Source organism: Streptomyces sp. WM6372 (genome assembly GCF_001279655.1).
Taxonomy (GTDB): domain Bacteria; phylum Actinomycetota; class Actinomycetes; order Streptomycetales; family Streptomycetaceae; genus Streptomyces.
Map to the genome: position 1 here is coordinate 121,870 of NZ_LGDB01000180.1, position 23,680 is coordinate 145,549.

The window sequence follows — 23,680 nt, forward strand, 5'->3', positions numbered from 1 at the left end:
CCCGGCTCCTCCCGTACCACCCACCGGAAAGGTAGCGCGTGCGCCCGTGGAGCGGCCGAGGGCTCAGCGGATACCGTTGGCCGGATGGGGACCGGCCGACGCGACCATGGAGGCGACCGTGCCTGAGCTGCCTGAGCCCAGCAGTGCTGCGGGAAGCGCCACAGCGAGCAGCGCCCCGCGCTCCCTCGCCGAGGCGCTGCGCGCCCGCGACGACGCGTCGCTCGCCGCCCTGCTGCACGCGCGCCCGGACCTGCTCGGCCCGGTGCCGGGTGACATGACGCAGCTGGCCACCCGGGCCGGCACCCGGGCCTCGGTGGTCCGCGCGCTGGACCGGCTCGACCGGTTCGCGCTCCAGACCGCGGAGGCTCTCGCGGTGGCCCCCGACCCGTGCCCGTACCCGGTGCTGGAGTCGCTGCTGGCCGGGGAGCACGGCAGCGGCCCCGGCAGCGGCGCGGACAACGGCGCCCGCGCCGAACTCCCGCGCGCCGTGGCCACCCTGCGCGACCAGGCCCTGGTGTGGGGCGACGACGAGCGGCTGCGGCTGGTCCGCACCGCCCGCGAGCTGCTCGCGCCGTCCGCCGGCCGGCCCTCCCCGACCGGCCTCGGGCCGACCGTCGCGGAGGCCACCTCCGGGATGTCGCCGACGCGGATCCAGGAGATCGTGGCGGCCGCCGGGCTGCCCGCCACGCACGACCCGGTGTCCGCCGTGACGGCGCTGACCGGCCTGTTCACCGACCCGGAGCGGATGTCGGCGCTGCTGGACGAGGCCCCCGCGGAGGCCCACCAGGTGCTCGGCCGGCTCGTGTGGGGGCCTCCGTACGGGGAGGTCACGCCGAACCCGACCGCGCCCGTGCGCTGGCTGCGCGACCGCGGGCTGCTGCTGCCGGCGTCGGCGCGGACCGTCGTACTGCCCCGCGAGGTGGCGCTGCACCTGCGCGGCGGCCTCGCGCACCGGGAGACGGAGCCGCTGGCCCCGGCGGTGCCCGCGGACCGCGAGCACCGTCCACAGCTTGTGGACGCGAACGCGGCCGGGCAGGCGCTGGCCGCGCTGGCCACCGTCGAGGAGCTGGTGAAGTCCTGGGAGCACGCCGGACCGCCGGTGCTGCGGGCCGGCGGACTGTCCGTACGGGACCTGAAGCGGTCCGCGGCCACCCTGGACGCCACCGAGACGGCGGCCGCGTTCTGGATCGAACTCGCCTACGCGGCCGGGCTGCTGGCCAGCGACGGCGAGGCCGACGAGCGGTACGCGCCCACCCCCGCCTTCGACGACTGGGTGGAACTCCCGCCCGCCGAGCGGTGGTCGGCCCTCGCCGGGGCCTGGCTGCCGGCCACCCGGACCGCCGGCCTGGTCGGCGATCAGGACGCCAAGGGCCGCACCCTGTCCGCGCTCGGCCCCGAACTCGACCGCTCCGCCGCCCCCGAGGTGCGCCGGCGCGTCCTCGAACTCCTCGCCGCCCTGCCCGAGGGCGGCTCCGCCGACGCCGACGCGCTGCTCGCGCGGCTCACCTGGGAGCGGCCGGTGCGGGGGACGAGCGAGCTGCGCGCCCGCCTCGCGCGGTGGACGCTGACCGAGGCCGAGGTGCTCGGCGTGACCGGCCGCGGCGCGCTCGCGGCGCACGGCCGCGCGCTGCTGGAGCACCGCGACCCGGCGCCGCTGCTGGCGCCGCTGTTCCCGGAGCCGGTGGACCACGTACTGCTCCAGGCCGACCTGACGGCGGTGGCCCCGGGGCCGCTGCGCCGGGCGCTCGGCGATGTGCTGGCCGTCCTCGCGGACGTGGAGTCCAAGGGCGGGGCGACCGTCTACCGCTTCACGCCCGGCTCCGTACGGCGGGCCCTGGACTCCGGGCGGACCGCCTCCGACCTGCACGCCTTCCTCGCCGAGCACAGCATCACGCCGGTTCCGCAGCCGCTGGCGTACCTGATCGACGACGTGGCCCGGCGCCACGGGCACCTGCGGGTCGGCGCGGCCTCCTCGTACGTGCGCTGCGACGACGACGGCATGCTGAACGAGATCCTGGCCGACCGGCGGTCCGCCGGGCTGGGGCTGCGGCGCCTGGCCCCGACGGTGCTGGCGGCGCAGGCCGAACCGGGCGCGCTGCTCGACGGGTTGCGGACGATGGGCTACGCGCCGGCCGCGGAGTCGCTGACCGGGGACGTGGTCGTGGCGCGGGCCGACGCCCACCGGACGCCGGCGCGGTCGGCGCCGGTCCCGGTGCCGGACGGGCCTCCGGTACCGGACGAGACGCTGCTGGGGGCGGCCGTACGGGCCATCCGCGCGGGCGATCTGGCAGCGACGGCGGTGCGCAAGGAGCCGGCCGCGGCGTCCGTCGTCCCGGGCGAACTCCCGCGCACGAGCGCGGCGGAGACCCTGGCCACGGTGCAGGCGGCCGCGCTGACCGGATCTGCGGTGTGGATCGGGTACGTGAACGCGGACGGCGCGGCGAGCCAGCGGGTCATCGCCCCGGTCCGGGTGGAGGGCGGCTTCGTCACGGGGTACGACCACACGGCGGACGAGGTCCGGACGTACGCGCTGCACCGGATCACGGGGGTCGCGGAGCTGGCGGAGGAGCACTTGTAAAACGGCTCGCGGCGAGGGGCTCCCACCAAGCACCCTTGCCGCATGCACGACGTACGAGCCGACCGGCAGATCAGGGCCGCCCACACCGACACCACGGTGACCGTCTACCAGGCGTACGCGCCCGCGCTGGGGCTGCCCGCGGCCCGCGAGGGCCGGTTCCCGCCCGCGTGGAAGCGGGAGCGGATGACGTGGATCAAGCCGTCGTTCCTGTGGATGATGTACCGCTGCGGCTGGGCCACCAAGGCCGACCAGGAGACGGTGCTGGCCGTCGAGATCACCCGTGAGGGATTCGACCACGCGCTGCGCCGCGCCTGCCTGTCCCACTACGAACGCGGCACCCACACCGACCACGAGGCCTGGCAGCGGGCCCTGCGCGACTCCCCCGCCCGCGTCCAGTGGGACCCGGAGCGCGACCTGCACCTGAACCCGCTGGCCCACCGCTCGCTCCAGCTGGGCCTGTCCGGGCCGGCCTCGCGCGCGTACGCCGACGAGTGGACGGTTTCCATCCGTGACGTGACCCCGCTGGCCCGGGAGATCCACGGCCTGGTCCGGTCGGGCGACGAGGCCGCGGCGCGGGCGCTGCTGCCGGTGGAGACGCCGTATCCGGCGGGGTCTCTGGAGCACTTGGGCGCGTAGCCGCCCCGCGGCGCGGAAAGCGGAATGCGAGGCATCGTTTTCGCAGCTCAGAGGGGTGGAAGGCCTCCTCCGGCCCCTGTTGCAGAGCGGTGACACACGGGCGATGGATTGGTGATCCACGATGTGTGAAGATCAGTTCATCGCAGCAGCGGCCGAGGAAAACGAACCGGCGCGAGAGCGACACCCAGCACCACCCGCCCCGGCGCTCTGCCGCGGCATCTCGCACGCCTCTTCCGTCTGTTCCGCCGGCTGCCACCGCTCTGCGCTGCTCGCCTGCCTTCGTGATTCCTTGGGGGGAGTCCACCATGTCCGCTCGCACCGCCACCCGCCGTACCCTCCGCTCCGCGGCCGCCACCGCCGTCGTCGCCGCCGTCGCCGGCACCGTCCTGATGCCGCTGTCGGCGTACGCCGCCCCGGCCGCGGAGAACCTGCACGCGCTGAAGATCACGATGGGTGCCCCGGCGCCGAGCGGCCCGCTGACCCGCGGCGGTGCGACGGAGACCTTCGAGCTGACGGTCGCCAACCCCTCGGACAAGCCCCACTCGTACCACCCGTGGATGATCGGCACGCCGGCCGGCGCGAGCCCGCTCCAGCAGACCGATGTGACCTTCAAGGTCGAGGGCGTGACCGCGCCGGCGACCGAGTCCTCCATCGGGCAGCAGGACGGCGAGTGGCAGGGCATGTTCCACCCGGCGGGCAAGGGGGCCTCGGAGGGCTTCGAGATCCCGGCGGGCGGGAAGCTGACCTGGAAGGTCACGATCGGCCTCGGCAAGAACTACCCGACCAACGACGGTGACTTCGCGCTGCGTGCCACGAGCTACCAGAACGAGGTGGCGGAGGGCGGTTCCCCGTCCCTGACCTTCAAGACGGACCCGGCGGTCAAGGCCGGCAAGCTGGAGACCTCCTTCAAGAACGTCGGCGACTGCAAGGGCGTTCCGGCGCTCCAGTGCCGGGAGATGGACCTGAGCTACCGGGTCACCGGTGACGGCGAGTTCAACACGGCGCTCTACTCCTGGCTGGACCTGAGCTTCGGCTCCGACGCCAAGGTGCCCAACCTCCAGCTGTGGACGCTGGTCGACGGCAAGTGGGAGGGCCTGAGCACCGCCGACCCCTACAACTTCATGCTTCCGACGATCCCGAAGGGCTTCAGCGCCGCCTCCGGCGAGCGCGTCCTGCACCTGCGGGCCTCGTTCGGCCCGAACACGGACTTCAAGAAGGCCACCGACGTCACGCTGCACGCGGGTGTCAGCCTCGCCGAGGGCAACACCTACCCGTTCGCCGGCGCCGACACGAAGTTCCAGCTCACCCCGCCCACCGCGACCACGTCGCCCTCGCCGACCCCGAGCAAGTCCGCCACGACGCAGCCGTCCGCGTCTCCGTCGCCGTCCGCCTCGGCCTCCGCCACCGCGGTCGTCGCCGCGAACAACAACACCAAGGCCACCGGCGCCACGGGCTCCCTGGCCAGCACCGGCGCCGACTCGAACACCGGCCTGTACTCCGGCCTGGCCGCCGTCCTCGTCGCCCTCGGCGGTGCCGCCGCCTGGCTCGGCGCCCGCCGCCGCCGCGCCGTCCGCGGCTAAGGGACTGACCCGAAGGGGCCCGGCACACCACGTGCCGGGCCCCTTCGGCGTTCTCGAAACCCGTCGCAGACGCCGCCGCGTCGGGCGGTGAGCGGGAGCCGCGCGGCGGCTCGTGCGCGGCCCTGCGGCGATGGCTGTCCCCCCACCGGGCGGATACGGCAGACTGGAGGTTTGGCCGTCCGCGCCCGGACGGCCACCCCCCGCAGGAAAGGGACGTTTGTGAACGGGCCTCTCATCGTCCAGAGCGACAAGACACTGCTTCTCGAGGTCGACCACGAGCTCGCCGGGGCGGCGCGGCGGGCCATCGCCCCCTTCGCCGAGCTGGAGCGGGCCCCCGAGCACATCCACACGTACCGGATCACCCCGCTCGGCCTGTGGAACGCGCGGGCCGCGGGGCACGACGCCGAGCAGGTCGTCGACGCGCTCGTCGAGTTCTCCCGCTACCCCGTCCCGCACGCCCTGCTCGTCGACGTCGCCGAGACCATGGCGCGCTACGGCCGCCTCACCCTCTCCAAGCACCCCGTGCACGGTCTGGTCCTGACCAGCACCGACCGGCCCGTGCTGGAGGAGATCCTGCGCTCCAAGCGGATCACCCCGCTCGTCGGCGCCCGGCTCGACCCCGACACCGTGGCCGTGCACCCCTCCGAGCGCGGGCAGATCAAGCAGACCCTGCTGAAGCTGGGCTGGCCGGCCGAGGACCTCGCCGGGTACGTCGACGGCGAGGCGCACGCCATCGACCTCGTCGAGGACGGCTGGGCGCTGCGTCCGTACCAGCAGCAGGCCGTCGAGGGCTTCTGGCACGGCGGCTCGGGCGTGGTCGTCCTGCCCTGCGGCGCCGGGAAGACGCTGGTCGGCGCCGGGGCCATGGCGAAGGCCAAGGCGACGACGCTGATCCTGGTCACGAACACCGTCTCGGCCCGCCAGTGGAAGCACGAGCTGGTCAAGCGGACCTCGCTGACGGAGGAGGAGATCGGCGAGTACTCCGGCACCCGCAAGGAGATCCGGCCGGTCACCATCGCCACGTACCAGGTCCTGACGACGAAGCGGAAGGGCGTCTACCCGCACCTGGAGCTGTTCGACTCCCGGGACTGGGGCCTGATCCTCTACGACGAGGTGCACCTGCTGCCGGCGCCGGTGTTCAAGTTCACCGCCGATCTCCAGGCCCGGCGGCGGCTCGGCCTGACCGCGACGCTGGTCCGCGAGGACGGCCGCGAGTCGGACGTGTTCTCGCTGATCGGCCCGAAGCGGTTCGACGCGCCGTGGAAGGAGATCGAGGCGCAGGGCTACATCGCGCCGGCGGACTGCGTCGAGGTCCGGGTGAACCTGACCGAGAGCGAGCGGCTGGCGTACGCGACCGCCGAGACGGAGGAGAAGTACCGCTTCTGCGCGACGACGGCGACGAAGCGGAAGGTCACCGAGGCGCTCGTCGCCAAGCACAAGGGCGAGCAGACGCTGGTCATCGGTCAGTACATCGACCAGCTCGACGAGCTCGGCGAGCACCTGGACGCGCCCGTCATCAAGGGCGAGACCTCCAACGCGCAGCGGGAGAAGCTCTTCGACGCGTTCCGCGAGGGCGAGATCAGCGTGCTGGTGGTGTCGAAGGTCGCGAACTTCTCGATCGACCTGCCCGAGGCCACGGTCGCGATCCAGGTGTCCGGTACGTTCGGCTCCCGCCAGGAGGAGGCCCAGCGGCTGGGCCGCGTGCTGCGCCCGAAGGCGGACGGCCACGAGGCGCGGTTCTACTCGGTCGTCGCGCGCGACACGATCGACCAGGACTTCGCGGCCCACCGCCAGCGCTTCCTCGCCGAACAGGGCTACGCCTACCGCATCATGGACGCCGACGAACTCCTGACGACCGACGGCCCGACGGACTGACCGCCCGGTCGACGACGCGGACATCCTGCTGCCCGAGGGGTGACCTTCGGACGGGGATGGGGACCGGGACCAGGTCCGGCGGTGGCTCCGGGCGGCGCCGGGCCGCCGCCCGGGCCAGGAGGGCGAGCAGCGGGACGGACCAGACCCACAGGTGCGGCGGATCCGGCAGCAGGGCCCGGCCGGAGGCGGGCAGGTGCCGGGCCCAGAACTCGGCGGAGGCCTGCGGGAGGACCAGCAGCCCGAGCAGGGCGGTACCGGCGAGGGCGCCCAGTGCCGTCAGCCCGGCCCGGATCCGGCCGGTCAGCAGCAGGTACGGGATGAGCAGCGCCGGGGTCAGGGTGATCCCGGCGGCCGTGCCCAGGGCGAAGCCCTTGCCGAGGGCGCCGCGGGGCCGGCGCAGGTCCCACAGGACCAGGCAGGCCAGCGCCAGGTTGATCTGCCCGGCGAGCAGGCTCTGGAACAGCGGCTCCATCCAGAGCCCGGCGATGGTGGCGGCCAGGACGGGCCCGGGCCGGGCCCGCAGTCCCGCGAGGCGGCAGGACATCAGGATCAGCAGGGCGAGCAGGACGGCGTTGCCGAGCACGAAGACGGCCTTCAGGACGCCGGCGGGCAGCCAGGCGGCCGGGGTGAACAGGATCGCCGCGAAGGGCGGGTACGCGGCGGGAGGCCGCCACTCGGTGGCGCTGAACCCTGCGCTGAACCCGGCGGCGAGGCCGTCGGCGATCGGGATCCGCACCACGATGCAGAGCACGCCGAGCACGAGGAACGAGCCCGTGACCAGCACGCCGACCAGGGGCGACGTCGGGGGGCTGGAAGGAAGGCTCCGGGTCACGCGCGTGACCCTAGTGGATCACCGTGGACGTCCCGCCGCTATCCGGCCAGGCGGAGTGGGGCCGCGGGTCAGCGGCGTATGACGCCTGCGTCCTCGGCGTACTCGCCCAGGACGACCACGCTGACGGCCGCGGACACGAAGACCTTCGCGGCGCGCAGGGCATTGCCCACCAGGTGGCGGGGAGGGGAGTCGGAAGTGGCGGTGGCGCCGCTAGGGCGGCCGCCCCGGATCGGGGTGAAGGTTGCGGTGCTCATGTATCCATGGTGCGTTTTCTTCCCGGAAATCACATCGGTCTGCGGGGGGAACCGCAGACCCTCCCGCCTCCTCCTCCCGGCCCATGCCGTCCCCTAGTGGCTCTGCCCGAGGTCTGACACTCCCCGGTATGACACCCGTACGGGCCTACCCCTCCGGAGGGACCTCCCGCCGGTAAAACCGTTCGCGTCCCGGCCACCCGCTGACTACAATCTCCGCTCTTGCCGCCTCCCGCCGCCGTTTCGGGGAGAGCCGCCCGCCGGACGGAAACCGGCGGGCATCGTTCCGTACCGATCAGCAGCTGGAGGCATTTCCGTGTCCGCGCACGCCCCCGAAGCCGACTCCGAGACCGACCCCGAGACCGGCACCGGCCCCGACGCCGCCACCCGTCCCCTCGCCCGCGAGCAGGCCCACCTCACCGCCTCCCGCGCCGCGCTCCGCGCCATGCGCGAGGACGTCGAGGCCCTCGACATCCGCGACGTCACCGCGAACTGGGTCAACGCGATCGTCCTCCAGGCCCAGATCGACGACCGGATCAAGGCCCTCGCCGACCTCGCGCACACCCCGCTCTTCTTCGGCCGCCTCAACTACCTGCACGCACCCGGCGCGGACCTCGCCGAAGGCGCGGAAGGCGAGCAGTTCTACATCGGCCGCCGCCACGTCCACGACGCCGACGGCGACCCCATGGTGATCGACTGGCGCGCGCCCGTCTCCCAGCCGTTCTACCGGGCCTCCAAGAACGACCCGCAGGACATCGCGCTGCGCCGCCGCTTCGGCTACACCGGCGGCGAGCTCACCGCGTACGAGGACGAGCACCTCTCCGACCCCTCGGAGGCGGCCGCCGTCAGCAAGCTGCTCCAGCAGGAGATCGAGCGCCCGCGCGTGGGCCCCATGCGCGACATCGTCGCGACGATCCAGCCCGAGCAGGACGAGATCGTCCGCTCCGGCCTGTCCGGTTCCGTCTGCGTGCAGGGCGGCCCCGGCACCGGGAAGACGGCGGTCGGCCTGCACCGCGTCGCCTACCTGCTGTACGCCCACCGCGAGCGGCTCGCCCGCACCGGCACGCTCGTCATCGGGCCGAACCGTTCCTTCCTGCACTACATCGAGCAGGTCCTCCCGGCCCTCGGCGAGCTGGAGGTCAAGCAGGCCACCGTCGAGGACCTCGTCTCCCGCGACGGCCTGGAGATCCGGGGCGCCGACGCCGCCGCGACCGCCGTCGTCAAGGGCGACGCCCGCATGGCGGAGGTGCTGCGCCGCGCGGTCCGCTCGCACGTCACCCCGCCCGCCGAGCCGCTGATGGTGGTGCGCGGTTCGCGCCGGTGGCGGGTGCCGGCGTACGAGCTGGAGGAGATCGTCGCGGAACTCCTCGCCCGGGACATCCGCTACGGCGCCGCCCGCGACGCGCTGCCGCAGCGGATCGCGCACACCGTGCTCGTACGGATGGAGCAGGCGGGCGAGGCCCCGGACGACCGCGTCCAGGACGCGGTGGCCCGGGGCGCCGCCGTGAAGGCGGCGGTCAAGGCGATGTGGCCGGCCGTGGACCCGGCGAAGCTGGTGCTGCGCCTGCTGTCCGACCGGGAGTTCCTGGCGCAGCACGCGCAGGGCGTGCTCTCGGACGACGAGCAGGAGCTGCTGCTGTGGGCGAAGCCCTTCCGCAGCGTGAAGTCGGCGAAGTGGTCGGCGGCCGACCTGGTCCTGATCGACGAGGCGGCCGACCTGGTGGAGCGCACCCACTCGCTGGGCCACGTCGTCCTCGACGAGGCCCAGGACCTGTCCCCGATGCAGTACCGGGCGGTCGGGCGGCGCTGTACGACCGGCTCCGCGACCGTCCTGGGCGACCTCGCGCAGGGCACGACCCCGTGGGCCACGCGCGGCTGGGACGAGGCGCTGGCACACCTGGGCAAGCCGGAGGCGGTACTGGAGGAGCTGACGGCGGGCTTCCGCGTGCCGCGCGAGGTGATCGCGTACGCCTCGCGGCTGCTGCCGTCGATCTCGCCGGGGCTGGCCCCGGTCTCCTCGGTGCGTGAGACGCCGGGCTCGCTGGTCGTCGCACCGCCCGTGGACCCGTCGGACCTGACCGCCTCGGTGCTCGACGCCTGCCGCGCCTCGCTCGGCCACGAGGGCTCGATCGGCCTGATCGCGGCGGACGCCCGGATCCCGGAGCTGGCGAAGGCGCTGGAGGCGGCCGGGACGGCGTACCTTTCGCCCGGCGAGGAGACGACGGCCCAGTCGCGCCTCACCCTCGTTCCGGCGTCGCTGGCGAAGGGCCTGGAGTACGACTACGTGGTCCTGGACGAGCCCGCCGCGATCGTGGCGGGCGAGCCGGACGAGCGGACGGGCCTGCGGCGCCTGTACGTCTGCCTCACCCGAGCCGTCTCCGGCCTGACGCTGCTCCACGCGGATCCACTGCCGGCGGCGCTGGCGTAGCGGCCGGGGCGCCGGGGCAGGGGCCGCGCCGGGGCAGGGCAGGGGCCGCGCCGGGGCAGGGCAGGGGCGCGCCGCCCCGGCCCCGTGGCCCGGCCCCGCGCACCGGCCCCCGTGCCCCGAACGCCGGCCGGGTGAGCCCGTCGGCGTTCGGGGCGCGAGCCGAGCCGTCAGGACAGGGCCGCGCGCCAGTCGGCCACCGCCGACGCGGAGACCGGGGCCGACCAGCCGTCGGGGCGGGCCGCGCCGCCGATGTGGAACGCGTCGATCCCCGCGGCGCGCAGCTCCGGCAGGTGCGACAGCGCCAGCCCGCCGCCCACCAGGATCTGCGCGGTGTACCCCGGCTCGCCCCGCCGGGCCGCCTCGGCCAGCAGCACCGGCAGCCCGGCGTCGACCCCGGCCGCCGATCCCGCCGTCAGGTACGTGTCCGGCGCGGCGGACTCCGGCAGCTCCGCGAGCGCCTTGCGCAGCTGGTCCCGGTCCGCCGCCCGGTCGATGGCCCGGTGGAAGGTCCACTTGCAGCCGCCCAGCTCCGCCACGACCGCCTCGATCGCGGCCAGGTCCGGGCCGCCGTTCGCGGCCAGGAACCCGAGGACGAACTCGTCCGCCCCCTCCGCCCGCAGCGCCCGCGCCCGCGCGGCCAGCAGCTCCACGTCCGCGGCCGAGCCCGCCGCGAAGCCGTCGGCCGTACGGAGCATCACGCGCAGCGGGATGTCGACCGCCGCCCTGATCGCCGCGAAGGTCTCGCGCGGCGGGGTGAGCCCGTCGGCGGCCATGTCGGTGACCAGTTCGAGGCGGTCCGCCCCACCCTCCTGGGCCGCGACCGCGTCCTCCGCGTCGAGGGCGATCACCTCCAGGACTGCACGGTTGCTCATTGGGCCCCACTCCTCCGGAAAGCTGCTGGTATGGAAAATAGGTCTAGTCCAATATCCAGAGTACGGGCCTCCGCCCACCCTCCACCAGCACCATCACGCCACCCGCACAATGTGCGCATGGACACAGCGCCCGACCCCGCGCCCGACACCGCCCCGCTGCGCGCCCGCTGGCACGCGACCACCGCCGCCGCGGGCGCCGCCGCCGATCGCGACCCCGCCCCCTACGCCGACCGGCTCCTCGCCGCCTGGGCGGAGCCCCAGCGCCGGTACCACACCACCGCGCACCTGGCCGACGTACTCGCGCGGATCGACGTACTGGCCGGGCACGCCGCCGACCCCGCCGCGGTCGAACTCGCCGCCTGGTTCCACGACGCCGTCTACCGCCCCGACCGCTCCGAGAACGAGGAGCGCAGCGCCGCCCTCGCCGAGCGCGCCCTGCCCGAGCTCGGCATCGACGCGGCCCGCACCGCCGAGGTGGCCCGCCTGGTGCGGCTCACCGTCACCCACGACCCGGCCCCCGGCGACACCGACGGCGAGGTGCTCTGCGACGCCGACCTGGCCGTGCTCGCGGGCGCGCCCGACGTGTACGCGGCGTACGTCGCCGCCGTCCGCGCCGAGTACGGCTTCGTACCCGAGGACGCCTTCCGCACCGGCCGGGCCGCCGTGCTGCGCCAGCTGCTCGCCCTGCCCCGCCTCTTCCGCACCCCGTACGGCACCGCGCACTGGGAGGCCCCGGCCCGCCGCAACCTGGCCGCCGAGCTCGCCGACCTGACCACCGAGCCGGCCGCCGACCCGACCACGCACACGGCCACTGGTCCCGCCGCCGGGGAATGAGATCCGCTTCGCGGCGGTTCGTGCAGAACATGCCCTCCGCCGCAGCACGCTCCCGCATGCCCGTCGCCGTATACGTCCTCGGCCTGTCCGTCTTCGCGCTCGGGACCAGCGAGTTCATGCTCTCGGGGCTGCTGCCGCCCATCGCCGAGGACATGGACGTCACCATCCCGCAGGCCGGCCTGCTCATATCGGCCTTCGCGATCGGCATGGTCGTCGGGGCGCCACTGCTGGCGGTGGCCACCCTGCGGCTCCCGCGCCGCACCACCCTCATCGCCCTCATCAGCCTCTTCGGCCTCGGGCAGGTCGCCGGCGCGCTGGCCCCCTCGTACGAGCTCCTCTTCGCCTCCCGCATCGTCTCCGCCCTCGCCTGCGCCGGCTTCTGGGCGGTCGGCGCGGCCGTCGCCATCGCGATGGTGGACAAGGACCAGCGGGCCCGCGCCATGGCCGTCATGATCGGCGGCCTGTCCATCGCCAACGTCCTCGGCGTCCCCGCCGGCGCCTTCCTCGGGGAGCACCTGGGCTGGCGGTCCGCGTTCTGGTCGGTCGGCGCGGCCTCGGCGGTCGCCCTCGTCGGCATCCTGGCCCTGATCCCGGACATCCCGCGGCCCGCCGTACGGCCCACCCTCGCGCGGGAGCTGCGCATCTACCGCGACCGCCAGGTGTGGCTGTCGATCGGCGTGACGGCGCTGGCCGCGGGCGGGGTCTTCTGCGCCTTCAGCTACCTGTCGCCGCTGCTGACGGAGGTCGCCGGGCTGGACGCGGGGTGGGTGCCGTGGGTGCTCGCACTGTTCGGGGTCGGCGCGCTCGTCGGCACGACGGTCGGAGGGCGGATCGCCGACGCGCACCTGTTCGGCGTGATGCTGTGGGGGATCACCGCGTCGACGGTCTTCCTCGTCGCGCTGGCCCTGTTCGCGTCGTCGGCGGTGGCGGCCGTCGGGCTGTCGTTCCTGATGGGCGTCTCGGCGTTCTTCACGGCGCCCGCGCTCAACGCCCGCATGTTCAACGTGGCGGGCGCGGCCCCGACCCTGGCCGGAGCCACCACCACGGCGGCGTTCAACCTCGGCAACACGGGCGGCCCGTGGCTCGGCGGCACGGTGATCGACGCCGGCCGCGGCTTCGCCGCCCCTGCGTGGGCGGGCGCGGCCATGACCGTCACGGCCATCGCCCTCACCGCGATCGCGCTGCGCCTGCACACCCGCACTCCGCAGCCCCCGACCCGGATCGTCGCGGCCTCCCCCGCCTCCTCGGCGACGGCTGACACCGTCAGTACCTGAACCACTGCCCGTGTCCGGTGACGGCCGGGTTGGTCACTTTCGGCGGGGTCGCACCGTCGACCTTGGTACTGACGTGTACCTCGTACTCCGTGCCGGATGCGAGCGACGTGGCGACCCGCTCCGTCCACACCTGGGGATCCGGGCCGGCCGTGAGGGTCCAGGTCTTCGCCCCGCCGTCGGGGTACAGGTACTTGTTGCCGTCCTTCAGGGTCAGCCAGACGTACACGGTCACCTTGGTCGGGACGGTGGCCCTGACGTAGGCGCGCATGAAGACCGTCGTGCCCTCCCTCACGAAACAGGGACTCTCGCTGACCTTGGGATCATCCGCGGTGTGGAAGGCGGCGCACGACTCCTTGCCTCCCGTGGCGGCCGCCCCCGCGGCCTGCGCCTGCGGTGTCGGCGCCCCGGAGGGGGCCGCGGTGCTCGGCGCGGCGCTGCTCGCCGAGGGAGAAGGCGAGGGCGAGGCGGAACCCGAGGAAGGCGCGGACGGGGAGGGCGATGCACTCGGCTGCGCCGGCGCCGAGCCCCCCGGAGCGGCCTGCCCGCGCTGCCCGCCGCCGTCCGGCCCACCGTTCAATGCCACGGCGGCGACCACGGCGATGACCACCAGGGCAGCGGCCCCGGCCCACACAGCGGCAGCCCGCCGGACCCCGCCACTCCGCTCCGGCCCCGCGGGAGGCCCGGCCGGCTCCGTGGCAGGGGCTGCCGGCCCCTGCCGGATCTCCACGTCGCCGCCGAAGGGCTGGATCACCAGGGTGACCGGGGTCTGGAGCTGCCTGCTGCCGAGCCGGTACCCGGTGAAGTGCTCCTTCGTGTGCGCGACCAGCGCGTCGAGGTCGGTGCTGAGACCCGGCGAGTGCTCCTCCAGCCAGTCCATGACGGCGGTCGAGAACGCCCCGGTCCGCTCGGCGGTCCGCTGCGTCGCCGCCTGTCCCGACGCGGCGGCGAGCAGCATGAACTGCTCCACGGGCACCCGCTTGCCCGCCGGCAACGCGGCGACGACCGGTCTGGTCTGGTTGTCCTGGACGAAGGTCGCACAGGCGTCGACGAGGAAGACCTGCCTGCGGCAACGCGCCACGTCCGGCCGGGTCAGGTACTCCCGCAGGTCCATCAGGTCCAGGCAGCGCGGTTCGGCGTCCGAGGCGTCCGGACAGAGCAGCAGCCGGCGGTCGCCCCGGTCCAGTACGCCGTGACCGCCCCAGTAGACGTACAGGACGTCGCCCTCGGGCACGGTCCGCGCCGGCGCCAGCTTGTCGATGATCTGGTCGCGGGACGTGACGGGCTCGATGTCGAGACCCAGCTCCCGCGCCTCGGCGTTGAGGTCCTGCCAGGACCCGGCCATCGGCGCCAGCAGCAGCCTGATGTTCCCGGCAGGCACCCCGCGCGTGCGCAGCCAGCGGGCGAGCCGCATGGCGTCGGCGGCAGCGCCGGGCAGGTCCTTCCCGCTGATCCGCGGGAAGTGCTCGATGCCGACCACGACAGCGTGCACGCGTGCCGGGTCGGGGACGGTCAGCTCAGCCATGCGTCGACAGCGTTCCAGACGTCGGGGTTGGACCAGTACGTGGTGTGCGCCCAGGGGAAGGGCTGCCGGTTGTCGACCCGGTGGTCGTCGGCACGGCCCGGGAACACCTGCGCGGCCTGGTACGAGAGCAGGTCGCGGCCGTCGTAGATGTTCAGCCACTTCGCCGGGAAGCCGGGCGGCAGCGTCTCGGGGTGTTCGAGCGAGACCAGCGCCCCGATCTCGTAGAAGTACGGCGCCTGCGAGCCCACGGTGATCAGCTGGTCCACCCGCTCCAGCCGCTCCCGCACCAGCAGGTCGACGCAGGCGACCCCGCCCAGGCTGTGCGCGATCACCGTGATCGAGTCCCCGGGCGTGTTCTCGATCGTCCGCTTGATCTGGTCGCGTACGCCCTGCCCGCGCGCCTGGTACCGCAGGATGTCGCCGATGGCCGGCAGGGTCGCGTCGCCCCACGCTCCGCGCCGGTACCGGCCGCGCCAGCCGACGGGCCGGGCCAGCGCCTTGGCGAGGAACCCGGTGATGGACCGGCCCTCGGCGTACAGGTCGGCGCCGAGCTCGGAGAGCAGCGCGTCGCGCACGATGCCGGAGACCTCGGCGCCCCGCTCGAAGGCGAGGGCGAGCGTCATGGCCACCACGGCGCGGGCCACGGCCCGGCGGTGCTCGGTTCCGTCGGCGTCCACGGTGGCGGCCGCGTCGTGCAGCTCGGGGGCCTGGACCACGGCGCGCAGCGCTTCGGTGAACTCCCCGGCCAGGCCACGCGCGGCGAAGGCCTCGACCACTGCGGGCGCCGGGGCGTACCCGGTGACTTCGGCGAGGAACTCCTCGGAGGGCGGCAGCCCGAAACCCAGCCCGGACGCCGCCGCGGGCTGCAGTCCGAGCAGCCGCAGTTCGTACCAGGGATCCTCGTACAGGACGTCCCAGACCGCGATCTCGTCGTCCTCCGCCGTCCCGCCACGCGTCTGCCGGTAGCGGGGGACGGAGGCGCCGTCGAGCGCCATGGCCGCGCCCTGCTCCCGGCCCCAGAAGCAGCCGCGGACCTCCAGCCCGGGCCGGATCTCTTCGAGCCGGGCCCGGACCGCGCCGAACGTCTCCTTGTACGAGGCCTCGCGGACTCCGGTCCCGTGTACGAACAGCACTGACCGACGCACGGTCCCCCTCATGCCGACACGACTGCGAACGGCGGTCATCCTAATGCAGCAAATCCCCCTGGCCGCAGGAGAGATGACGGGTATTCAGGCCATGGGCGGGCGATGTTTCGGCCGCCGCAGGCCCGCGGCCGTCAGGCGGCGGACCAGCTCCTTGCTGCCGATCTCCACCGCGCCCGCGCCCACCGCGTCCGCGTAGCGGTGCGACGGCACGTCGTAGTGGTCCCGCTCGAACGCCTTCGCCGGGCAGCCGATCGACGCCGCGAAGGCGTGCAGTTCCTCGTACGAGACGTCGCTGACCAGGTGCGACCACATGCGGCCGTGGCCCGGCCAGGTCGGCGGGTCGATGTAGAGCGTCACCGGCGGCTCACCGGCCGGCGCCGAACACGGGGCCGAGGGCGCCGACGGCGGCGACCTTCACCCCTGCCTTGGCGCACACCCAGTGCGGATCGGGTCCCAACTCCGGGTCCACGTCCAGCGCGTGCGGATCGCCGTGCGAGCAGACCGGGCACAGCGGCCAGCGGCCGTACTTCTCCAGCAGCGCGTCCTGTACGTCCTGGGCGACGAGTCCGGGAAGGTAGTCGACCCCCTCCGGCCACTGCTCCACCCACCACCGACGGTGCGTGACCGAGTCCTCGACGAGGGAGACGACATCGGCGTCGGCGACCTCGCCCGCGGCGAGATCGGCGAGAACAAGTGCACGGGCGACGTGCAGCGCCTGCTCCAGTGGGGTCGCGTGGTCCATGCGCCCATTGTGGCCCCGTATGGGCCAAGTGGTGAAGGCCCTTCCCCACCGGTACCGGATGGCGCCTTGACCCCCACCCGGGCCGAAAATAGATTTCAAGGGTGAGCGACGACCCGAAAGTAACTTTCAGTGACGTGGAGGGCGGCGCATCCGGCTCCGGCGCAACCGGCTCCGGCGTGCCCCTGCGGGCCCGCGTCCGCAGCCTCGGCCCCTCCATGACCCGCTCCGTCCGGGCCGTCGCCGAAACCGTCGCCGCCGACCCCGCCGGCTGCTCCCGCCTCACCGTCAGCGCGCTCGCCGCGCGCACCGGCACCAGCGAGGCCACCGTCGTCCGCACCGCCCGCCTCCTCGGCTACCCCGGCTACCGCGACCTGCGCCTCGCCCTCGCCGCGCTCGCCGCGCAGCAGGAATCCGGCGCCGCCCCCGCCGTCACCGCCGACATAGCCGTCGACGACCCGATCTCCGACGTCGTCGCCAAGCTGGCCCACGAGGAGGCCCAGACCCTCGCCGACACCGCCGCCGGACTCGACCTCACCGCGCTCGCCGCCGCCGTCACCGCGCTGGCGACCGCCCGCCGGATCGACATCTACGGCGTCGGCGCCTCCGCCCTCGTCGGCCAGGACCTGGCGCAGAAGCTGCTGCGCATCGGCCTCGTCGCCCACGCCCACGGCGATCCGCACCTGGCCGTCACCGGAGCCGTCCAGCTGCGCCCCGGCGACGCCGCCGTCGCGATCACCCACTCCGGCGCCACCGGCGACGTGATCGACCCCCTCCGTACCGCCTTCGAGCGCGGCGCCACCACCATCGCCCTCACCGCCCGCCCGAACGCCCCCGTCTCCCACTACGCCGACCTCGTACTGGCCACCTCCGCCGCCCGCGAGACCCGGCTGCGGCCGGCCGCCATGTCCAGCCGGACCAGCCAACTCCTCGTCGTCGACTGCCTGTTCGTCGCCGTCGCGCAGCAGACGTACGAGACCGCGGCCCCCGCGCTCGCCGCCTCGTACGAGGCACTCGCCCCCCGCCGATCCGCCAGGAGCCCCCGCCCATGACCAGCTCGTACGCCGATGGCTCGTACGCCGCGCTCCGCGCCCAGCTCGACACCCTGACCACCGAGGCCTTCCGCCCCGAGCTGGCCGAGATCGACCGGCTGTCCACCCTCGACATCGCGCGCACCATGAACGCCGGTGACGCCACCGTCCCGGCCGCCGTCGCCGCGCAGCTGCCGCGGATCGCCGCCGCGATCGACGCCATCGCGCCGCGCATGGCCCGCGGCGGGCGCCTCGTGTACGCGGGCGCCGGCACGGCCGGGCGGATGGGCGTCCTGGACGCCAGCGAGTGCCCGCCCACCTTCAACACCGACCCGGCGCAGGTCGTGGGCCTGATCGCGGGCGGGCCCGGCGCCATGGTCCGGTCGGTCGAAGGCGCCGAGGACTCCGCCGAGCTGGCGGCCGCGGACCTGGCCGCGCTGGACATCGGACCGGACGACACCGTCATCGGCGTCTCCGCCTCCGGCCGCACCCCGTACGCGATCGGCGCCGTCGAGTACGCCCGTACGTGCGGGGCGCTCACGGTCGGCCTGTCCTGCAACGCCGGATCGGCGCTCGCCGCGGCCGCCGAGCACGGCATCGAGGTGGTCACCGGACCCGAGCTGCTGACCGGATCCACCCGGCTCAAGGCCGGGACCGCGCAGAAGCTCGTACTGAACCTCGTCTCGACCATCACCATGATCCGGCTCGGCAAGACGTACGGGAACCTGATGGTCGACCTGCGCGCCTCCAACGAGAAGCTGCGCGCCCGCTCCCGCCGGATCGTGGCGCTGGCCACCGGGGCGCCGGACGAGGAGATCGAGGCCGCGCTCGACGCCACCGGCGGCGAGGTCAAGCAGGCCGTCCTGGTCCTGCTCGGCGGCGTCGACGGCCCGGCGGCGGCGGGACTGCTCACGGCCGCGCACGGCCACCTCCGCGAAGCCCTGGCTCTGGCCCTGGCTTCGGCGCGCTGACCCGACGACTCACCGACCTGCTCTGACCCGCTCTGACCTGCTCTGACCTGCTGACTCGCTGGCTTGCTCTGACCTGCTGACTGCCCCGTTTTCCCCGACGCAAGGCGATCACCACATGTCCACTGACAAGAACCGCGCCACGGCCGCCGCGATCCTCCCCCTGGTCGGCGGCCCGGACAACATCAGATCGATCGCGCACTGCATGACCCGGCTGCGCATCGCGCTGCACGACCGCTCACTGGTCGACGACGAGGGGCTGCGGGCGCTGCCCGCGGTCCTGGGCGTCGTCGAGGACGACACCTACCAGATCGTGCTCGGACCGGGGACCGTCGCCCGGGTGACCCCGGAGTTCGAGGCGCTGGTCGAGGAGGGCCGCTCCCGCCGTACCGCCGGTGCCCCGGTCACCGCCGAGGAACTCGCGGACCGGGGAGCCGCGTTGAAGCAGGAGCAGAAGGCCCGCAACAGCACCCCGGTCAAGCTGTTCCTGCGCCGGATCGCGAACGTCTTCGTCCCGCTGATCCCGGCGCTCATCGGCTGCGGCATCATCGCGGGACTGAACGGCGTGCTGCTCAACACGGGTTGGCTGCCGGCCGTCGTCCCGGCGCTCGCCGCGATCGCCTCCGGGTTCATGTCGCTGATCGCGGTGTTCGTCGGCTACAACACGGCCAAGGAGTTCGGCGGTACGCCGATCCTGGGCGGGGCCGTCGCCGCCATCATCGTCTTCCCGGGCGTCGCGAAGATCGACGCCTTCGGCCAGCACCTCTCCCCCGGCCAGGGCGGGGTCCTCGGGGCCCTGGCGGCCGCGTTCCTCGCCGTGCGGGTGGAGAAGCTCTGCCGCAGGTGGGTACCCGAGTCGGTGGACGCGCTGGTCACCCCCACCCTCACCGTCCTGACCTCCGGCCTGGTCACGATCTTCGGCCTGATGTTCCTCGCCGGTGAGGTCGCCACCGCCATCGGCTCCTTCGCCACCTGGATGCTCGCCGGCGGCGGCGCCTTCGCCGGGCTGGTCCTCGGCGGCCTGTTCCTGCCGCTCGTGATGCTGGGCCTGCACCAGGCCCTGATCCCGATCCACACCACCCTCATCGAGCAGACCGGCCACACCGCCCTCCTGCCGATCCTCGCCATGGCGGGCGCGGGTCAGGTCGGCGCGGCGCTCGCGGTGTACTGCCGGCTGCCGCGCAACCGGTCCCTGCGGACGACCATCAAGTCCGCGCTCCCGGCGGGGTTCCTGGGTGTCGGCGAGCCTCTGATCTACGGAGTCTCGCTCCCGCTCGGGCGCCCCTTCGTCACCGCCTGCGTGGGCGGCGCTGCGGGCGGGGCGTTCGTCGGACTGTTCAACCAGCTCGGGGTCGCGTTCGGCGCCACGGCCATCGGCCCGTCGGGCTGGGCCCTGTTCCCGCTGCTCGACGGCCCGTCGGGGCTGGGCCCGAACCTCGCGATCTACGCGGGCGGGCTGCTGGTCGGCTACCTGGTCGGCTTCGCCGCCACGTACTTCTTCGGGTTCACGCGCCGGATGCTGACCGAACTCAACGCCGACCAGGAGCCGGCCCCGGCCGCGGCCCGGCCGGCCACGGAGCCCGCGTTGGCCTGAGCCGAGGCCGCCGGGGAAACCGGCACCGGCACCGCGGCCCAGGAGGGCTGCGCGGCCCGGCTCACCAGCCGATCGTCGGAGTCACGTCGAAGATCGGCGGGAGGCGGCCGTCGTCGTCGAGGTTGACGAAGGTCCTGCCGCGGAGGGCGAACGACCCGCCCAGCCGCAGACCCCGCAGGACCGTCGACTCGCCGGCCGGCTTCCCGGTGCCCGGGTCGAGGTGCCAGAGGTGGGTGTACCCGCCCTCCGTGACCACGGCGATCCGGCCGGACCGGGCGTCGGCCAGGGCACGGATCCGCCAGTCGTGCTCGAAGGCGCGGGTCCACAGGTGGCGGCCGTCCTTCAGGGAGAACGCCGCCAGGACCTCCCGCTCCTCCCGTTCCGGGACCGACGCGTACAGCACGTCGCCGGCGACCAGCCAGTCCGCCTCGCCCGTGGTCGGGACGTACGGCGCCTGCGACTGCGCACGCGGGCAGCCCTCGTCGTCGAACACCAGCAGGCGGCCGTCACCGACGGCGGCGGCCGGGGAGGCCGACACGATGCGCGGGGACTCGTACCCGGTCGGCACCGTGAACCGCCAGGTGACGGCGCCGGTGCGGGCGTCGAGCGCGAACAGCTCGACCCCCTCGTCGGTCCGGGCCAGGAGCAGGGCCCGGTCGGGGCCGGCGGCGACCTCCATGGCGGCGGCGCCCGCGGGCAGCGGGGAGTGCCACAGCTCGGCGCCGGTGACCAGGTCATACGCGACTACGCCGTCCGCGGTCGCGGTCACGGCCAGGGAGCCGCCCGCGGACGGCCGGCCCACGAGCTTCGGGACGTCCTTGGTCCAACGCTGCTTGCCGGACGTGATGTCCACCGCCACCAGGCGGTTGCCGCAGGCGCCCTGCGCGGTGGCCAAGGTGAGCAGGCCGGTGCCGGAGGGGGTGTCCGGGCTCATCGCGCACACCGCGCCACCGGCCGGGGCGGGCAGGGCCCAGCCGTGGCGGCCCTCCCCGTTGTAGCCGGTCACGCCGTCCGCGCGGGCCCGGATCACGAACCCCGTGGCCGGGTCCCCCTCCCAGGAGCCGAGCGGCTTGCCCGCGCCCGGCCCGTCCGGGACCTGGTACGAGAAGAGGTCCATGTGCGGGCCGCGCAGCCACGAGAAGCCGAGCCATGCGGGCCACAGGGCGCCGAGCGCAAGCGCGACGGCCACGGTCCAGCCGACGGCGGAGCGGTACCCGCGGCCCTTCACGGCCGACCACCACAGGCCGCCCGCGGCCAGCCCGGCGGCCACGGCCCACAGCACCAACAGGCCCAGCCCGCGCGGGCAGCCCCCGTCCCCGCACACGAGGGCGGGGGCCATGTCCGCGGCGGTCAACTTCACACACAGGACGGCCCACAGCACCGCGACGGCGCTGAAGGCGCAGGCCGCGGCGAGCCGCACGTGGTCCCGGAGCCGCTTCACGAGCGGCGGCTTCTTGTTCATGATCCCCCCGGCCCGCAGCCTAACCGCGATCCGGCGGGGCATGGCCCCGGCCCGTGCGCGGGCTGCCGCGCACGGGCCGGGGCGGGTCCGTCAGGACCCGGAGACGGTCAGAGACCGGCGGTGAACAGCAGCGCGTTCGGGCTGGACTTGGTGAGGTTGCCCAAGACGTCCTTGGTGGATTCCGACTCCAGGAACTCGGCGAGCTCCGCCGGGTCCGCCGTGGGGTGCTGCTGCTTGTAGAGGGCGGCGACACCGGCAACGTGCGGCGCGGCCATCGACGTACCGTCCTGGGCCTCGCTGCCACCGCCGAGCTTCGCCGAGACGATGCCCTCACCGGGTGCGTACAGCGTCAGGCACGGGCCGAAGTTGGAGAAGGACGTCTCCTCGTCCCACTTGTTGCTCGCCCCGACCGTGACCACGCGCTGGGCGGACGCGGGCGAGATGAAGCAGGCGTCCTTCGCACTGTTGCCCGCCGCGATGACCGGCAGCACGCCCGCGTCGGAGAGGGCGGTCGCGGCGTCGTTCACCGCAGTCGACTTGTCCCCGCCCAAGGACCCGTTCAGCACGGCCGGCTGCTTGGCGTTCTTGGCCACCCAGTCCATGCCCGCGATGATCCCCGACCAGGTGCCCTTGCCGTCGCAGCCGAGGACGCGGACGCTGACCAGGTTCGCCTTGCGCGCGACCCCGTACGTCTTGCCCGCGACCGTGCCGGCCACGTGCGTGCCGTGACCCTGGCAGTCCAGGCCGTTGCGGCCGTCGCCGATGGCGTCGAAGCCGAACGTCGCCCGGCCGCCGAACTCGGTGTGGTTGTAGTCGATGCCGGTGTCGAGGATGTACGCGGTCACCCCCGCGCCGTTGCCCTGGGTGGTGAACTGACCGTCGCCCTGCCCGTTCACCTTGTCCCAGGTCTGCTGGTCGATGCGGTCCAGACCCCACGAGTTCGACGGGGCGCGCAGCCCGGACGCGGACGGCATCGGTACGGACTGCACCGCCGCGTCCTCCTCCACCGACTTCACCCCGAGGCTGACCCGGACGATCTGCAGCTGGAGCGGGGTCAGCGGGACCGCGAAGCCGTTCATGGCCGAGGTGTAGACGAAGGACGGCTTCAGGCCGAGCTTCGTCGCCGCCTTCGCCGCGTCCACCCCCTTCTCCAGCGTCACGATGTACTTGCCGGGCACGGCGCTCGCGGAGGTGTGCAGCGGAACCGGCGTCGGCTCCGGGGTGTCGGCGGCGGCGGTACCGGCCGCGACCGGGGGCACGGTGAGGAGGGCAGCGGCGGCCAGGCGTGCGAGCAGTCGCATGGAAAGAACTCCCTGAAGGGGGCGGAGGATCGACATGGGAGAGCCGCCCCGCTACGAGGAGTGCCTGTGCGGTGCGGCTTTCGTTCCATCGGTGCCACCCCGGCGCGTTCTGAACCACGGCCCGCCGCCAGGCCGATCGTCCGGTGCGGCGTCAACACGCGCTGTCGCACACACTGCAGAAAGGGTTATCCCGTTGTGGCGCCAAGCCCGTGCCCCGCGTGGTCCCGTCCCTCACCGCCGACGGGCCGCCGACAAGATCACCCGTATGGTCCGCCCCCACACCAGGGAGCGCACGGCCGGTGCGCCCCCGATGCCCCCGCCACCCCCCGGGGCGTCGTTGACCTGCGGCGATGTACGTGATGGCCTCGCCCCATGCGCACCCGCCTGAGCCGGGCCCTGCCCGCAGCCGCCGTCGTCCTGGCCGCCTTCGCCGCCCTGCCCGTCTCGGCGGCCGGCGCCGCCGTGCCGCAGCCCGCGCCGTACGCCGCCCCCGTCGACCATCCCACGTACATCGTCACCGTACGGAAGGACCTCGACCCGGCCGGCGTGGCGCAGCTGGTCGGCGTCACCCCGGTCCACGTGTTCCGCTCCACCCTGCACGGGTTCGCCGCCCCGCTCAGCCCCGGCCAGGTCGCGGCCCTGCACGCGCTGCCGGGCGTCGAGACCGTCGAGGAGGACGGCACCGCCTCGGCCGGCTGACGGGCTCCCGCCCGTTCCCCCGCCCCGCCCGCCACTTAGGGTGAGGACGATCAACTCGG

General features: G+C 74.1%; 20 protein-coding genes. 11 read left to right on the forward strand and 9 right to left on the reverse strand.

Features of this window, described 5'->3' with window-relative positions; translation table 11 throughout:
- The first annotated feature begins 106 nt into the window (after positions 1–106).
- From ADK52_RS16700 to ADK52_RS16715, 4 genes are all read left to right on the forward strand, one after another.
- The gene (locus tag ADK52_RS16700) at positions 107–2,578 is read left to right on the forward strand and encodes a helicase C-terminal domain-containing protein (protein ID WP_053690653.1); all 2,472 of its coding nucleotides are present in this window, start codon (positions 107–109) and stop codon (positions 2,576–2,578) included.
- A gap of 42 nt (positions 2,579–2,620) precedes the next feature.
- Positions 2,621–3,214 (forward strand): DUF4291 domain-containing protein, encoded by a 594-nt coding sequence (locus ADK52_RS16705; protein WP_053690604.1) that lies wholly within the window; start codon positions 2,621–2,623, stop codon positions 3,212–3,214.
- Between the two features lie 305 nt (positions 3,215–3,519).
- Entirely contained in the window at positions 3,520–4,794 is a 1,275-nt protein-coding gene (locus ADK52_RS16710) for an LPXTG cell wall anchor domain-containing protein (RefSeq protein ID WP_053690605.1), read from the forward strand.
- Between the two features lie 219 nt (positions 4,795–5,013).
- Positions 5,014–6,669: a DNA repair helicase XPB gene (locus ADK52_RS16715; protein ID WP_053690606.1), complete on the forward strand. Its 1,656-nt coding sequence runs from the start codon at positions 5,014–5,016 to the stop codon at positions 6,667–6,669.
- Here the strand turns inward: ADK52_RS16715 and ADK52_RS16720 are convergent.
- Positions 6,623–7,501, reverse strand: coding sequence for a glycosyltransferase family 87 protein (locus tag ADK52_RS16720; protein ID WP_078988378.1), 879 nt, complete (start codon positions 7,499–7,501; stop codon positions 6,623–6,625). The genes ADK52_RS16715 and ADK52_RS16720 overlap by 47 nt on opposite strands.
- Before the next feature lie 68 nt (positions 7,502–7,569).
- Positions 7,570–7,755, reverse strand: a complete 186-nt coding sequence (locus ADK52_RS16725) for a hypothetical protein (protein ID WP_053690608.1) — start codon at positions 7,753–7,755, stop codon at positions 7,570–7,572.
- A gap of 313 nt (positions 7,756–8,068) precedes the next feature.
- On the opposite strand from ADK52_RS16725, the gene ADK52_RS16730 reads away from it, so the two are divergent.
- Complete coding sequence (locus ADK52_RS16730) at positions 8,069–10,180, forward strand: HelD family protein (protein ID WP_053690609.1); 2,112 nt, start codon at positions 8,069–8,071, stop codon at positions 10,178–10,180.
- A 167-nt stretch (positions 10,181–10,347) separates the two neighbouring features.
- On the opposite strand, the gene ADK52_RS16735 is transcribed toward ADK52_RS16730, so the two are convergent.
- The gene (locus ADK52_RS16735; protein WP_053690610.1) at positions 10,348–11,052 is read right to left on the reverse strand and encodes a copper homeostasis protein CutC; all 705 of its coding nucleotides are present in this window, start codon (positions 11,050–11,052) and stop codon (positions 10,348–10,350) included.
- A 117-nt stretch (positions 11,053–11,169) separates the two neighbouring features.
- On the opposite strand from ADK52_RS16735, the gene ADK52_RS16740 reads away from it, so the two are divergent.
- Together ADK52_RS16740 and ADK52_RS16745 are read left to right on the forward strand one after the other, a co-directional pair.
- A complete protein-coding gene (locus tag ADK52_RS16740) occupies positions 11,170–11,886 on the forward strand; it encodes a hypothetical protein (protein WP_053690611.1) in 717 nt (238 codons plus the stop codon).
- 56 nt (positions 11,887–11,942) lie between these two features.
- Positions 11,943–13,160: a Cmx/CmrA family chloramphenicol efflux MFS transporter gene (locus ADK52_RS16745; RefSeq protein WP_053690654.1), complete on the forward strand. Its 1,218-nt coding sequence runs from the start codon at positions 11,943–11,945 to the stop codon at positions 13,158–13,160.
- On the opposite strand, the gene ADK52_RS16750 is transcribed toward ADK52_RS16745, so the two are convergent.
- The 4 genes from ADK52_RS16750 to ADK52_RS16765 form a co-directional block, all read right to left on the reverse strand.
- Positions 13,150–14,682, reverse strand: a complete 1,533-nt coding sequence (locus ADK52_RS16750; protein ID WP_053690612.1) for a caspase family protein — start codon at positions 14,680–14,682, stop codon at positions 13,150–13,152. The two genes, ADK52_RS16745 and ADK52_RS16750, sit on opposite strands and share 11 nt — an antisense overlap.
- Positions 14,670–15,827 (reverse strand): hypothetical protein, encoded by a 1,158-nt coding sequence (locus ADK52_RS16755; RefSeq protein ID WP_147420038.1) that lies wholly within the window; start codon positions 15,825–15,827, stop codon positions 14,670–14,672. Before ADK52_RS16755 ends, ADK52_RS16750 begins: the two co-directional genes overlap by 13 nt.
- Before the next feature lie 84 nt (positions 15,828–15,911).
- A complete protein-coding gene (locus ADK52_RS16760) occupies positions 15,912–16,184 on the reverse strand; it encodes a DUF4031 domain-containing protein (protein WP_053690614.1) in 273 nt (90 codons plus the stop codon).
- A gap of 7 nt (positions 16,185–16,191) precedes the next feature.
- The gene (locus tag ADK52_RS16765; protein WP_053690615.1) at positions 16,192–16,569 is read right to left on the reverse strand and encodes a hypothetical protein; all 378 of its coding nucleotides are present in this window, start codon (positions 16,567–16,569) and stop codon (positions 16,192–16,194) included.
- 134 nt (positions 16,570–16,703) lie between these two features.
- Between ADK52_RS16765 and ADK52_RS16770 the strand changes: the two genes are divergently transcribed.
- From ADK52_RS16770 to ADK52_RS16780, 3 genes are all read left to right on the forward strand, one after another.
- Positions 16,704–17,618 (forward strand): MurR/RpiR family transcriptional regulator, encoded by a 915-nt coding sequence (locus ADK52_RS16770; protein WP_053690616.1) that lies wholly within the window; start codon positions 16,704–16,706, stop codon positions 17,616–17,618.
- Positions 17,615–18,568, forward strand: a complete 954-nt coding sequence (gene murQ / locus ADK52_RS16775) for an N-acetylmuramic acid 6-phosphate etherase (protein ID WP_053690617.1) — start codon at positions 17,615–17,617, stop codon at positions 18,566–18,568. The genes ADK52_RS16770 and murQ overlap by 4 nt, the downstream gene beginning before the upstream one ends.
- A gap of 115 nt (positions 18,569–18,683) precedes the next feature.
- Entirely contained in the window at positions 18,684–20,159 is a 1,476-nt protein-coding gene (locus ADK52_RS16780) for a PTS transporter subunit EIIC (RefSeq protein ID WP_053690618.1), read from the forward strand.
- 61 nt (positions 20,160–20,220) lie between these two features.
- Here the strand turns inward: ADK52_RS16780 and ADK52_RS16785 are convergent, their stop codons facing one another.
- Positions 20,221–21,621 (reverse strand): PQQ-binding-like beta-propeller repeat protein, encoded by a 1,401-nt coding sequence (locus ADK52_RS16785; protein WP_053690619.1) that lies wholly within the window; start codon positions 21,619–21,621, stop codon positions 20,221–20,223.
- Between the two features lie 107 nt (positions 21,622–21,728).
- Positions 21,729–22,922, reverse strand: a complete 1,194-nt coding sequence (locus ADK52_RS16790; RefSeq protein ID WP_053690620.1) for a S8 family peptidase — start codon at positions 22,920–22,922, stop codon at positions 21,729–21,731.
- Positions 22,923–23,294: 372 nt separating this feature from the next.
- On the opposite strand from ADK52_RS16790, the gene ADK52_RS16795 reads away from it, so the two are divergent.
- On the forward strand, positions 23,295–23,621 hold the full coding sequence (locus tag ADK52_RS16795; RefSeq protein ID WP_053690621.1) for a protease inhibitor I9 family protein: 327 nt from the start codon (positions 23,295–23,297) through the stop codon (positions 23,619–23,621).
- Positions 23,622–23,680: the final 59 nt, after the last annotated feature.